This window comes from Janthinobacterium rivuli (genome assembly GCF_029690045.1).
Taxonomy (GTDB): domain Bacteria; phylum Pseudomonadota; class Gammaproteobacteria; order Burkholderiales; family Burkholderiaceae_D; genus Janthinobacterium; species Janthinobacterium rivuli.
Map to the genome: position 1 here is coordinate 5,678,674 of NZ_CP121464.1, position 13,543 is coordinate 5,692,216.

Annotated in this window: 11 protein-coding genes and 2 tRNA genes; 7 read left to right on the forward strand and 6 right to left on the reverse strand. The window is 64.2% G+C overall.

Features of this window, described 5'->3' with window-relative positions; genetic code table 11:
* Positions 1-92: 92 nt before the first annotated feature.
* The 7 genes from miaA to P9875_RS25785 all read left to right on the forward strand — a co-directional run bounded on the left by miaA (position 93) and on the right by P9875_RS25785 (position 7,232).
* Positions 93-1,040 (forward strand): tRNA (adenosine(37)-N6)-dimethylallyltransferase MiaA, encoded by a 948-nt coding sequence (gene miaA, locus P9875_RS25755; RefSeq protein WP_278316971.1) that lies wholly within the window; start codon positions 93-95, stop codon positions 1,038-1,040.
* A gap of 91 nt (positions 1,041-1,131) precedes the next feature.
* A tRNA-Met gene (locus P9875_RS25760) sits at positions 1,132-1,208 on the forward strand.
* A gap of 61 nt (positions 1,209-1,269) precedes the next feature.
* Positions 1,270-1,346 (forward strand) — tRNA-Met (locus tag P9875_RS25765).
* A gap of 181 nt (positions 1,347-1,527) precedes the next feature.
* Positions 1,528-2,055 (forward strand): sigma-70 family RNA polymerase sigma factor, encoded by a 528-nt coding sequence (locus P9875_RS25770; protein WP_099401542.1) that lies wholly within the window; start codon positions 1,528-1,530, stop codon positions 2,053-2,055.
* Positions 2,052-3,050 (forward strand): FecR family protein, encoded by a 999-nt coding sequence (locus P9875_RS25775; RefSeq protein WP_278316972.1) that lies wholly within the window; start codon positions 2,052-2,054, stop codon positions 3,048-3,050. Before P9875_RS25770 ends, P9875_RS25775 begins: the two co-directional genes overlap by 4 nt.
* Positions 3,051-3,130: 80 nt before the next feature.
* Positions 3,131-5,614 carry a TonB-dependent siderophore receptor gene (locus P9875_RS25780; protein ID WP_278316973.1) on the forward strand — a complete coding sequence of 828 codons (2,484 nt, stop codon included), beginning with the start codon at positions 3,131-3,133 and terminating at the stop codon, positions 5,612-5,614.
* A gap of 109 nt (positions 5,615-5,723) precedes the next feature.
* Positions 5,724-7,232: a histidine phosphatase family protein gene (locus P9875_RS25785; protein WP_255206068.1), complete on the forward strand. Its 1,509-nt coding sequence runs from the start codon at positions 5,724-5,726 to the stop codon at positions 7,230-7,232.
* Positions 7,233-7,284: 52 nt separating this feature from the next.
* Here the strand turns inward: P9875_RS25785 and P9875_RS25790 are convergent, their stop codons facing one another.
* The 6 genes from P9875_RS25790 to P9875_RS25815 form a co-directional block, all read right to left on the reverse strand.
* Complete coding sequence (locus P9875_RS25790) at positions 7,285-8,583, reverse strand: MFS transporter (RefSeq protein ID WP_035822011.1); 1,299 nt, start codon at positions 8,581-8,583, stop codon at positions 7,285-7,287.
* 519 nt (positions 8,584-9,102) lie between these two features.
* Positions 9,103-9,426, reverse strand: a complete 324-nt coding sequence (locus P9875_RS25795; RefSeq protein WP_099376598.1) for a thioredoxin family protein — start codon at positions 9,424-9,426, stop codon at positions 9,103-9,105.
* Positions 9,427-9,444: 18 nt separating this feature from the next.
* The gene (locus tag P9875_RS25800) at positions 9,445-10,140 is read right to left on the reverse strand and encodes a fumarylacetoacetate hydrolase family protein (RefSeq protein WP_278316974.1); all 696 of its coding nucleotides are present in this window, start codon (positions 10,138-10,140) and stop codon (positions 9,445-9,447) included.
* Between the two features lie 76 nt (positions 10,141-10,216).
* On the reverse strand, positions 10,217-11,512 hold the full coding sequence (locus tag P9875_RS25805) for an MFS family transporter (protein ID WP_035828173.1): 1,296 nt from the start codon (positions 11,510-11,512) through the stop codon (positions 10,217-10,219).
* A gap of 152 nt (positions 11,513-11,664) precedes the next feature.
* Positions 11,665-12,867: a 3-oxoadipyl-CoA thiolase gene (gene pcaF, locus P9875_RS25810; protein ID WP_278316975.1), complete on the reverse strand. Its 1,203-nt coding sequence runs from the start codon at positions 12,865-12,867 to the stop codon at positions 11,665-11,667.
* Positions 12,868-12,893: 26 nt separating this feature from the next.
* Complete coding sequence (locus tag P9875_RS25815; protein WP_278316976.1) at positions 12,894-13,535, reverse strand: 3-oxoacid CoA-transferase subunit B; 642 nt, start codon at positions 13,533-13,535, stop codon at positions 12,894-12,896.
* Positions 13,536-13,543: the final 8 nt, after the last annotated feature.

Below are 13,543 nucleotides of genomic sequence, written 5' to 3' on the forward strand. Positions count from 1 at the left end.
ATTAGCGCAGCGTAATCCGACACTGCAGCGGCGGCATCACGTCGGATTACGCTTGCGCTAATCCGACCTACGCATCACCTTAAAGAATCAATATGCTAAACACCCCACACCTCCCCCTGGCCGTCGCCATCATGGGCCCCACGGCCAGCGGCAAGACGGCCAGTGCGCTGGCCATCGCGCAAGCCATCCCGTCCGAGATCATTTCCGTCGATTCCGCCCTCGTCTACCGAGGCATGGATATCGGCACGGCCAAGCCGTCGAAGGAAGAGCTGGCCCAGGTACCGCATCATCTGATCGACATCATCGACCCGCTGGACGCGTATTCCGTGGCGCAGTTCCGCAACGACACCCTGCGCCTGGTGAGCGAAATCTCGGCGCGCGGCAAGCTGCCGCTGCTGGTCGGCGGCACCATGCTGTACTTCAAAGGCCTGGTCGATGGCCTCGACGACTTGCCCGGCGCCGATCCCGTGCTGCGCGCCCAGCTGGAAGAAGACGCGGCCGCCATCGGCTGGCCTGCCATGCATGCGCGCCTGGCCGAGCAGGATCCCGTCACGGCCGCGCGCCTGGCGCCACAGGATGCGCAGCGCATCGGCCGCGCGCTGGAAATCATCGCCCTGTCCGGCCAGCCCATGTCGGCCCTGCTGGCGCGGCGCGAAAAGACCGTGCTGCCGTTCCAGCTCCAATCGTTCGCGCTGGAGCCGTCGGACCGCGCCGTGCTGCACGCGCGCATCGCCACGCGCTTCGACATCATGCTGAAAAACGACGCCCTGCTCGATGAAGTAGATGGGTTGCGCCGGCGCGGCGACCTGTACCCGGGTTTGCCTTCGATGCGCTGCGTCGGTTACCGCCAGGCCTGGGAATACCTCGATGGCCGCATCGACCGCGCCGCCTTGCGCGAGACGGGCATCATCGCCACGCGCCAGCTGGCCAAGCGCCAGCTCACCTGGCTGCGGGCTATGCCCGAACGCATCGTCATCGATTGCCTGGGTCCTGATCCGGCCTCGTCCATGCTGGCGCAGATCCAGCCGTTGATGAAATAATCATGAACGCTACAGCACACAAAAAATCCACAGATTTTTCATGGCCGGCATTGACAAGGAAATGGGAAGACTGGATAATGCTCGGCTGTTGGGTGATATAGCTCAGTTGGTTAGAGCACAGCATTCATAATGCTGGGGTCGGTGGTTCAAGTCCACCTATCACCACCAAAGAACATCGATCAGGTTTTTTTACTGGTCAAAACCAGCATCCGGTCTGACCGGTCTGTTTGGTGATATAGCTCAGTTGGTTAGAGCACAGCATTCATAATGCTGGGGTCGGTGGTTCAAGTCCACCTATCACCACCAAGAATTAGCAGCATGAAAAACCCGCCCCTGCCCTGCGCAGCGGCGGGTTTTTTCATTTCCGGCACCATCTCGCGTGCGGCCTGCGCGCAACACCTGCCCCATCCCCACGCATTGGGGATTGTGGCGACACGCCTCTGCCGCTTACAATGAGAATAATTCTCATTTATATTATTCATCGCCCATGTCCGCCATCCAGTCCAGCCTGCAACAGCAAGTGCAGTCGCTCTACAGCGAGCATCACGGCTGGCTGGTCGGCTGGCTGCGCAAAAAACTCAGCTGCCCGCATGGCGCGGCCGACGTGGCGCAAGACACCTTTTTACGCATCATCGCCTCGCGCGACGCGCTGTTCGGCATGCGCGAGCCGCGCGCCTACCTGTCGACGACGGCGAAGCGCTTGCTGCTCGACCGCGCGCGCCGGCAAGTACTCGAGCGCAGCTATCTGGCGGAACTGGCCCTGCTGGCCGACAGCCTGCCCGGCGCGCCCTCGCCCGACGAGATCCTGATGGCCGTGCAGGCGCTCGGGCAGATCGCCACGGCGCTGGACGGTTTGCCGGCCAAGGCGCGCGACGCCTTTCTGTTGCACTACCTGGAAGAGCAATCGCAGGCCATCGTCGCCGCGCAACTGAACGTTTCCACGCGCATGGTGCAAAAATATCTGGTGCAAGCCTTGCTGGCCTGCCGCCACGCCTGCCCGGCCATGGCGGCATGAGCGGCACGCGCACGGATATCGCCGCCGAGCAGGCCGCGCGCTGGATCGTGCAGCTCAGCGCCGACGATCCGGCCGAACGCGACATGGCGCGGGCCGGTTTCGCCGCGTGGAAGGCAGCCGACCCGCTGCACGCGACGGTCGCCGCCGGCATGGAAAACCTGCTGCTTCAACTGAGCGCCGTGCGCGAGCCGGCCGGCGGCGACCATCGCCCCGCGCGCGCCGCCCTGGCTGCCATCGCGCCCAAGCGCCGGCGTCTGCGCCAGCTGGCCGCCGCCAGCGCCGTGGCCGTGCTCGCGCTGACCGGTACACTGGCCCTCGGCGAGCGCCCCGCCTACCTGCTGGCCGACCTGCGCAGCCCCACGGGGCAATGGCAGACGCACACCCTGGCCGACGGCAGCCACATCACGCTGGCCGGCAACAGCGCCGTCAACGTGCGTTTCAATGGGGGCGAGCGGCATGTGGAACTGGTGCGCGGCGACATCCTCGTCGACGTGGCCAAGGATGCGCAGCGCCCCTTCATCGTCGACAGCAAGCAGGCGGCGATCCGCGCGCTGGGCACGCGGTTCACGGTGCGCAGGGAAGGCGGCACCACCATCCTGAGCATGCTGGAGTCGAAGGTCTTGGCACAGGTGCCGCAACATCCGGCCGTCGTGGTGCAGGCGGGCCAGCGCACGCGCATCACGGACGATGGCGTCGGGCCACTGACAAGCATCGATGCGGCCAGCGTGCAGGATGCCTGGCGCGCGCGCCAGCTGGTGGTCGATGACTTGCCGCTGGCCCAGGTGCTCGACGAGCTGGCGCGCCACCGTCCCGGCCAGCTGCATTACGACCGCGCGCAGATCGCCGGCATCCGCGTGGCCGCCGTGCTGCCGCTGGACGACACGGACAAGGCGCTGCAGCTACTCATCGACAATTTCCCGCAGCTGCGCATCCGCATGCTGACGCGCTACCTGGTGATGGTGGACGCGCCAGACACTGGCACCGCAAAAAAATAAATGTTTTTTTGCGTTCGCGGTTCCACTTTGCGCATCTCGTGCGTCAAGGCAGCTGAGATCAATCAAAAAAGGCTGTCACCATGTACGCTCAAGTCGTTCCCGTTTCGTCCCCGAATCCCTTGCGCACGCGTTTGCGTCCGCTGGCCCTGGCGGCCATGCTGCTCGCTGGCGCCGGCCTGCACGCCCAGGCAGTTGCGCAAACGGCGCCTGCCACCGCCAGCTACAGCATTCCCGCCGGTCCGCTGGCCGGCGCCCTGAACCGCTATGCGCAGCAGGCGGGCGTGTCCATCGTCATCGATGCATCCAAGGTCCAAGGCTTGACCAGCGCCGGCCTGCAAGGCAGCTACGCCATCGATGACGGTTTCGCCATGCTGCTGCGCGGCAGCGGCTATGCGATCGGCAAGACGTCCACCGGCTATGTGCTGGTGGCCGCGCCTGCGGTCGCCGCTCCCACGGCGGCGGCCAGTAGCGCCTCGGCGGCCGAACGCACCATGCCCTCGATTACCATCGTTGGCCAGGCCGAGCAAGGCGCCACCACGGAAGGCAGCGGCTCCTACACGGCGCGCAAGATCACCATCGGCAAGGGCGAGCAAGCGATGAAGGATATCCCCCAATCGGTCAGCGTGCTGACGCGCCAGCGCCTGGACGACCAGGGCATCACGGATTTGAGTGTAGCCGTCAACAACGTCACCGGCGTGGTGGGCGTGCATGGCGTGGGACCGGGCGTGGTGATCACGGCGCGCGGCTTCCAGATCGACCAGTGGCAGTATGACGGCGTGCCGATCGACCGCAACACCTATGCACTGGGTAACTGGGGCCAGGAAAACATGGTCATCTACGACCGCCTGGAAGTGCTGCGCGGCGCTGCGGGCATGCTGGTTGGGACGGGCAGCCCCGGCGGCTCGGTCAGCCTGGTGCGCAAGCGTCCGGGCGCCACGCGCAGTGTCAGCCTGACGGCGCGCGCGGGATCCTGGGACCATTATGGCGCGCAGCTCGACGTCAGCAGCCCCCTGACTGCGGACGGCAGCCTGCGCGGACGCGTCATTGTCGATGAAGACGATACCCACTCCTTCATCGACCAGGTGTGGAGCAAGAACCGCACCCTGTACGCGGCGCTCGACTATGACCTGGGTCCGGCCACCACCCTGGGTCTGGCCATCAGCAACGTCAATGTCCACGGCCGCCCCACCTTCATCGGCCTGCCCCGCTACGAGGATGGCAGCGCACTGAACCTGCCCCGCTCCACCTTCACGGGTGCTGACTGGAACCGCAGCGAGGCCAAGCAAACCAACGTGTATCTCGACCTGGAGCACCATTTCAACAGCCAGTGGAGCCTGAAGGCCTCGGCCGTGAACATGAAGGAAAACACCGGCTCCGTGCACCAGCGCCTGGCTTCCGCCATCCAGCCCGACGGCAGCGGCGCGAGCTATGGCGACTTTGGCATGGATTTCGACAACCGCAAGCGCGGCATCGATACCTACGTACGCGGCAAATTCGACGGCCTGGGCATGGCGCAGGAAGTGCTCGTGGGCGCCAGCTATGTCACACTGGCGTCGGACGACCGCTACGCGCGCGTCTGGGAATCCGGGGCGAATGTCTTCAACATCAAGCACCATCGCCCTTGGCAAGATATCGACAGCATCGCCGCGCGCCCAATGGGCGTGACCAGCAACAGCACCTACGAAATACGCCAGAAAGGCCTGTATGGCAGCTGGAACGGCCAGTTGACCGGCAAGCTGAAAGCCGTGCTGGGCGGACGCTTCAGCTGGTATGACTTCCTGTATGCGACGCCGAAAGGTTCCGAAGAACAACTCAACGCCACCGCCAAGTTCACGCCGTCGGCGGGACTGATCTACGCGCTCGATCCGCAATGGTCGGCTTACGCCAGCTATGCCGACATCTTCACGCCGCAAAGCATCCGCGACGTGCAAGGCAAGATCCTCAAGCCCATCACGGGCAGCAACTACGAGGCGGGCATCAAGGGGGAACTGATGGATGGCAAGGTCAACACCTCGCTGGCCGTGTTCCGCTACGACCACAAGAACCGCGCCGTCACCGACTACGCCGCCGACCTCGCGTGCGACGGGCAGTACTGCTCGCGCGCTTCGGGCAAGGTGCGCAGCCAGGGCCTGGAAGCGGAAGTATCGGGCGAAGTGGCGCGCGGCTTGCAGCTGTCTGCCGGTTACGCCTACACGACGACGACGTATCTGAACGACCCGGACAATCAGGGCAAGGTCTTTTCCACCTGGACGCCGAAGCACATGCTTCGCCTTTGGTCCAGCTACACCCTGCCCGGTGATTGGGACAAATTCAGCGTGGGTGCCGGCACCAGCCTGCAAAGCCATACGGTCGATACCGAGCGCACCTTCAAGGTGGCCGGTTTCTCGATCTGGAATGCACGCCTGGGCTGGCAAGCCACGCCGCAAGTGGCCCTGTCGCTCAACGTCAACAATGTGTTCGACAAGCGCTACATCATCCCATCCTACAACACCACCGGGTCGAACAACTACTATGGCGACCCACGCAACGTGCAGTTCACCGTGAAGTACACGCCGAAGTGGTAGGCTGACGCACTGCGCTGACAGCACAGGCGGGCACGGCACTGAGCCGTGCCCGCCTTTTTTTCGTTCAGTGCTAGGCTGGCGTCCGAGAATGAATCACCACGAAAAAACCATGTCCCAACCGCTTCCCCTGTCCAGCATTGCGCTGACCCTTGCCCTGTACGCCAGCCCCGCCCTGGCCGTCGACGGCCATTACCAGACCAAGACGCCGTATGCGCCGCAGCAAGACCCGGCCACGTATGCCGCGCCGCCGGCCGGCTTCCAGCCGATCTACACGCAACTGGTGGCGCGCCACGGTGCGCGCGGATTGACGAGCATGAAGGGCGACGCGGCCCTGTATGCGATGTGGCAGCAGGCGGCCGCGCAGGATGCCCTGACGCCGCTGGGGCGCGCACTGGGTCCCGACATCCTGGCCCTGATGCGGGCGAACGCCTTGCTCGGTTATGGCGTGGCCGGCATCGAATCACCCGGCTACGGCAACCTGTCGCAGACGGGCATCGAAGAGCACCGGCAACTGGCCGCGCGCCTGCTGGCGCGCCTGCCCGCCCTGTTTGCGCAAGTGGGGCAAGACGCCGCGACGGCGCCGCGCCAGCTCGTCACCATCCATTCCGGCGTGGACCGCGCACGCGACAGCGCCCGCTTCTTCACGCAATCGCTGCTCGAGCACGCGCCCGCGGTACAGCCGATATTACAAGCGGATGGCGTCAACCGCTTCCTGCTGTACGCACACAAGCTGGCGCCGCAGACGGACCGGGTCACCGATCCGGCCCATCCTTATTACGCCACCTACCATGCCAGCCAGGCGTACCAGCGCTATATCCGCACCAAGGGCCTGCACGCGCTGATGGACTCGCCCGCCCGGCTGCCGGCAGCGGCGATGCACGCGCGCCATGTGCTCGAACGGCTGTTTGCGCCCGCCTTCCTCGACCAGCTTGAGCGCGGCGGCGCCAGCTATGCCGACACGGGCAACTACACCTTCACCAGCGACGACGGCAAACTCACGCGCAGCATGAAGGGCAGCGGCAAGACCTTCATCCGCAGCCTGAGTGCGGCCGCCACGCAGCTGTATGCGCTGTACGCGATCGCCGCCGGCATGCGCCATGAAGCGCCGGCCGATTTCAACCGCTACATGCCCGCCGAGGATGCGCGCTACTACGCCGCTGTCGCCGACCACGAGGATTTCTACGAAAAAGGACCGGCCACCACGGAAAGCGCCGGCGTGACCTGGCGCTTCGCGCTGGCCTTGCGCGAGGATTTTTTCAAGGAAGTCGATGCGCTGGCCAAAGGAGATTTGCGCCACGCGGCCAAGCTGCGCTTCACACATGCCGAGATGATCATCCCGCTGGCATCGGCCATGGGCTTGCAGCAGCCGCTGCCGGCTTCGGCCAGTTACAGTTATGACGCGAATCCCTGGCGCGGCCAGACCGTCGCGCCGCTGGCGGCCAACATGCAGTGGGACGTGTACCGCAATGGCGAGGGCCAGCTGATCGTGCGCCTGCTGTACAACGAAAAGGAAACGCCGTTCCAGCCATCGTGCGACAGTGCCCGCATCGCGCCGGGCAGCGTCTTCTATGATTACGCGGGACTGAAAGCCTGCTACGGCCACGTGGCGGCGCAATAAAAAAGCCGCCAGCTGGGCAGCTGGCGGCTTTCGAACTTCGAGCAGAAAGCAGTTACTGCCAGGCTTCCTTGCCCTCGCGTGGCTTGCCCACCATCAGCAAGGCGCCCAGGGTCAGCACGGCGGCCAGCGACAGGTAGTAACCCACGTATTGCAAGCCGTAATTCGTCGCCAGCCAGGTGGCGATGTACGGCGCCAGCGAGGCACCCAGAATGCCGGCCAGGTTGAACGTCAGCGAAGCGCCCGTGTAGCGCACTTCGGGCGGGAACAGCTCGGACAACATCGTGCCCAGCGGTCCGTAGGTCATGCCCATCAGGCCCAGGCCGACGGCCATGAAGACCGTCACTTCCCACGTCACGCCGGAGCCGAACATGGGCGCGAGCACCAGGCCGAAGATGGCGATGGCGACGGAGACCCAGATCAGGGTGGCGCGGCGGCCGCGGCGGTCGGCCAGCACGGCCGAGAATGGAATCGTCAGCGCGAAGAACAGCACGGCGAACAGCTGCACGATGAGGAATTCCTTGCGCGTGAAGCCCAGCTTGGTCGTGCCCCAGCTCAGCGCGAACACCGTCATCAGGTAGAACAGCACAAAGGTGGCCAGGGCGATGATGGTGCCCAGGAACAGCATGCGGCCATGCTGGCGGAACACGGTGGCGACGGGCAGTTTGACGACTTCGTTCTTGTCGATGACTTTCTGGAAGTCCGGCGTTTCCGTGATCTTCAGACGCACGTACAGGCCGACGATGACCAGCAGCGCGCTGGCCAGGAAGGGGATGCGCCAGCCGTAGCTGAAGAATTGCTCATCGGTCATGGTTTCGCTCAGCAGCAGGAAGATGCCGCCCGACAGGAAGAAGCCGATCGGCGCGCCCAGCTGCGGGAACATGCCGTACCAGGCGCGTTTGCCGGGTGGCGCGTTTTCCGTGGCCAGCAGCACCGCGCCGCCCCACTCGCCGCCCAGACCCAGGCCCTGGCCGAAACGGCACAGCGCCAGCAGCAGCGGCGCCAGGGTGCCGATGGCGGCATACGTCGGCAGCAAGCCGATGATGACGGTCGAGATACCCATGGTCAGCAAGGCTGCCACGAGAGTCGCCTTGCGGCCGATGCGGTCGCCGAAGTGGCCGAATACGGCCGAGCCGATAGGGCGGGCGAAGAAGGCGATGGCGAACGTGGCCAGCGACTGCAACACGGCGGCCGACGGGTCGCCGGCGGGGAAGAACAGTTTCGGGAACACCAGCACGGCGGCGGTGGCGTAGATATAAAAGTCAAAGAACTCGATGGTGGTGCCGATCAGGCTGGCGAACAGCACCGTGCCGGGGGAATTTTTCTTGGGGGGGGTGCTCCGGGGCTTACTCATTTACTGCGCTCCTTGGGGAGGGTGTCTAAAGGCCATTCTCTGGATGTTTTTTCAGGCAGCAGCACAGCACGGTGTCTAGGCGCGCGGTTCACATATCATAGCTGTGCGCGGGCGTAATTGCTGCGAATTTGCTATTAAATTCGCAAACAAATTCCACGCCGCAACACGCCGTTGTTAACGGCAGACAACGGTGTACCAACACGCGCTATCGCGCCGTGATCAGTGCTGATTTAGAGAAACAACGGTCGTGCGCCATCCGGTTACCCGGGGCACGGCAGGAAAGGCGTCAGGGGATGGGCGACGTGTATCAGGCCCGGCGTATCGCCAGGCATTCCGTACCAGACCCGCGCGTCGGCATCGCGGCATCGGTCATTTGTGGTGAATCCTTGCCTGCGGCCCCTCCGGGTGGAGCGGGCCGGCGATGATCGCGCCTGCATCACTCAGGATGCGGTTGATCTTGCTGTAAGCGGCTTATGATACGCGCAGTGGTGCAGTGCGGCAAGAAATGATGGAAATCACCTAGGCCTCGATCAGGGCGAACGCCTTGCCGATTTCCGCGCTGTCGAGCGGGCGCACGAGGCGCGCCACTTCCTGGCCATCCTTGAGGAAAATCAAGGTCGGCCACAGCTTCACCCGGAACGCGCGCCCCAGGGCGCGGCCGGGGCCGTCTTCCACGCGCAGGTGTGGTACCGCGGGGTGCTGCGCAAACGCGGCGGCCAGCGGCGCCTGGGTGGCGCGGCAATGGCCGCACCAGCCCGTGCCAAATTCCAGCAGGGCCGGCCCCGTCAAGGCGTCGATCTCTGCGCGCGTGGGTTGTGCTACAGAATACGTGTCGTGCATCATGCCAGTCTCCCAGACAGCTTAGACCACTTTTACGCGCAAGGTCTCCAGGCCGTCGATGGCCCCCACCAGCTCGTCGCCGCGCTGCACGGCCGCCACGCCGGCCGGCGTGCCCGTGTAGATCAGATCGCCCGGCTGCAAGGTAAAGTAGGTCGACAGGTCGGCGATGGTTTCCGCCACGTTCCAGATCAGCATGTCGATGCTGCTGCCCTGGCGCAACTCACCGTTCACGTGCAGGGTAATGGCGGCGCTGCCAATATTCCCCGCCTGCGCGGCCGGGGTGATGGGACCGATGGGCGCCGAATGCTCGAAGGCCTTGCCCGTATCCCACGGACGGCCCAGTTTTTTCGCTGCGCCCTGCACGTCGCGTCGCGTCATGTCCAGGCCGATCGCATAACCCCACACGTGGTCCATGGCATCGGCCACGCCGATGTCGCTGCCGCCCTTGCCGATGGCCACCACCAGCTCCATCTCGTGCTGGAAATCCTGCGTCTGCGCCGGATATGGCAGTTCGCCCGTCGTGCCGGCAGGCACGGGCAGCACGGCGTCGTTTGGTTTCATGAAGAAAAACGGCGCCTCGCGGCCCGTGTGGCCCATTTCCTTGGCGTGGTCGACATAGTTGCGGCCCACGCAATAGATGCGGTGGACAGGGAACGTATCAACGCTGCCGGTGACGGGAACGCTGGGCTGGATGGCTGCGGGAATGACATACGACATGAAAACTCCTGATCGGCACGATAAAAAGACGGTGATGAAAAAGGGACACCGCAGTGTCCCCCATTTTACGACAACGTTACTTCAACAGCCCCGAGCGGCTCGGGTCCGGCATGCGGATGGCGACGATGAAGGAAATCAGGCACATGACGGTCACGTACCAATAGAAATATTCTTCCACGTGCCAGGCCTTGAACTGCAGCGCCACGTATTCGGCCGAACCGCCGAACATGGCGTTGGCGACCGCATACGACAGGCCCACGCCCAGCGCGCGCACTTCGACGGGGAACATTTCGGCCTTGATCAAGCCGCTGATCGACGTGTAGAAACTGATCACGGCCAGGGCGATGATGATCAGGCCAAACGCCGCGTACGGGCTGGTGACGTCCTTCAAGGCATGCATGATTGGCAACACGCACAGGGTAGCCAGGCCGCCAAAGAACAGCATCGACGTGCGGCGGCCGATGCGGTCGGACAGGGCGCCGAACACCGGTTGCAAAATCATGTACACCAGCAAGGCGCAGGTCATGACGGCGCTGGCCGTCTTGGTATCCATGCCGGCCGTATTGACCAGGTATTTCTGCATGTAGGTGGTAAACGTGTAGAACACGAGTGAGCCGCCGGCAGTAAAGCCCAGTACCGTGATGAAGGCGCGCTTGTGCTTGAGCAAGCCGCGCAGGCTGCCCGCGTCCTTGTCCTTGCGCTCGCTGGCGGTGGTCGTTTCCGTCAGGGATTTACGCAGGTTCAGCGACACGAGGGCCGCCAAGGCACCAAACACGAACGGGATACGCCAGCCCCAGGCACGCAATTCTTCCAGGGTCAGCAGTTGCTGCAAGACCACCAGCACCAGCAAGGCCAGCAATTGGCCGCCGATCAGCGTCACGTACTGGAACGAGGCAAAAAAGCCGCGCTTGCCCGATTCCGACACTTCACTCATGTAGGTGGCGCTGGTGCCATATTCGCCGCCCACGGACAGGCCCTGGAACAGACGCGCCACGAGCAGCAGGAACGGGGCGAAGGCGCCGATGGTTTCATACGTGGGCAGCACGGCGATCATCAGGGAACCGCCGCACATCATCAGCACGGAAATCATCATCGACTGGCGGCGGCCGTATTTGTCGGCGATGCGGCCGAACAGCCAGCCGCCCACGGGACGCATGAGGAAGCCGGCGGCAAAAATGCCGGCCGTCTGCAGCAACTGCGTCGTCGGGTTACCGGAAGGGAAGAAAGCGTGCGAGAAATACAGCGCGCAGAACGAGTAAATGTAGAAGTCGAACCATTCGACCAGGTTACCGGAGGAAGCGCCAATGATGGCCTTGATGCGCTGCTGGGAAGTCAGCTGCGCAACGTCATGCGGAGTATCGTGGGATGTCATATCAGTCTTCTTGTTCGTGTGAAAAAGCCAACGCCAGCCGGATTGCCCGGGCTGGTTTTGCATCATACGCCCTTGATCCGGGTCAAAAAGCCGCCCGGCATACGCGTTAATACGTATGACGGGCAACTTTTTTCGCCTGCGGGCGCGTGGAATCAGACCCGTTCCAGCACCAGCGCGATGCCCTGCCCCACGCCGATGCACATGGTGCAGAGCGCATAACGCCCGCCCGTGCGGTGCAGCTGGTTGACGGCCGTCATGGCCAGGCGCGCGCCCGAGGCGCCCAGCGGGTGGCCCAGAGCGATGGCGCCGCCGTTCGGGTTGACGCGCGCATCGTCATCGGGCAAGCCCAGCTGGCGCAGCACGGCCAGGCCTTGTGCAGCAAACGCTTCGTTCAGTTCGATGACGTCGAAGTCGGCCAGGCTCAAACCCGTCATGGCCAGTACTTTCAGGGTGGCGGGCGCGGGACCGATGCCCATGATGCGCGGCGCCACGCCAGCCGTCGCCATGGCCACGACCCTGGCGCGCGGCGTCAGGCCAAAGCGGGCCGCGTTCGCTTCATCAGCCAGCAGCAGGGCTGCCGCGCCATCGTTGACGCCCGATGCGTTGCCGGCGGTAATCGTGCCGTCCGCGCGCACGACGGGTTTCAATTTGGCCAGGGTCTCCAGGCTGGTGGCGCGAGGATGCTCGTCGCGGCTGACAACAACGGGATCGCCCTTCTTTTGCGCGATGCTGACGGGGCAGATTTCACTGTCGAACACGCCCGCCTGCTGCGCCGCCAGCGCCTTGACCTGGCTGGCCAGGGCGAACGCATCCTGATCAAAGCGGCTGATGCCGAAGTCCGACGCCACGTTTTCCGCCGTTTCCGGCATCGAGTCGACGCCGTACTGGGCCTTCATCAGCGGGTTGATGAAACGCCAGCCGATAGTCGTGTCTTCCATTTTCATGCCGCGCGAAAAAGCGCTGTCGGCCTTGCCCATGACAAACGGCGCACGGCTCATGCTTTCCACGCCGCCGGCGATCATCAATCCCGCCTCGCCGCTCTTGATGAAGCGGGCGGCGCTGCCGATGGCGTCCAGGCCCGAGCCGCACAGGCGGTTCAGGGTGGCGCCCGGCACGCTGTCGGGCAAGCCGGCCAGCAAGGCCGCCATGCGCGCCACGTTGCGGTTGTCCTCGCCCGCCTGGTTGGCGCAGCCGTACAGCACGTCGATAACAAAAGTCCAGTCCACTTCGGGATTACGCGCCATCAAGGCACGGATGGGTACGGCGCCCAGGTCGTCGGCGCGCACGCCAGCGAGTCCGCCGCCGTAGCGGCCGAACGGCGTACGCTGCGCGTCGCAAATGTATGCGTGGGTCATGTTCTTTCCTCCAAGAAAGTGTTGAATTAACGTCCGTCCGTCAGCGGCACGGCCGTCAACGCTTGCAGCTGTTCAAAACTCAAACCATCGGCCAGTTCGACGACTGTGGCGCCATTTGGCCCCAGGTCAAGCACGGCCAGGTCGCTGTAGATGCGGCTGACGCAGCCGATGCCCGTCAGCGGATAAGTGCAGGCCTGCACCAGCTTGCTTTCGCCCGTCTTGGTCAGCAATTCCATCATGACCCAGGTTTTTTTCGCGCCGATGGCCAGATCCATGGCCCCGCCCACGGCGGGAATGGCGTCCGGTGCGCCCGTGTGCCAGTTGGCCAGGTCGCCCGTGGCGGATACTTGAAACGCGCCCAGCACGCAAATGTCCAGGTGGCCGCCGCGCATCATGGCGAAGCTGTCGGCATGGTGAAAATAGCTGCCGCCGGGCAGCAAGGTGACGGGCTGCTTGCCTGCATTGATCAGGTCGTAGTCTTCGTCGCCGGGCGCGGGCGCGGGGCCCATGCCGATGACGCCGTTTTCGCTGTGCAGGATGATGTCGGCGCCAGCCGGCAAGTGGTTCGCCACCAGGGTCGGCAAGCCGATGCCGAGGTTGACGACACTGCCCTCATGGATGTCGGCCGCCACGCGGGCCGCCATTTGATCTCGATTCCATTTGTTCATTTGATACT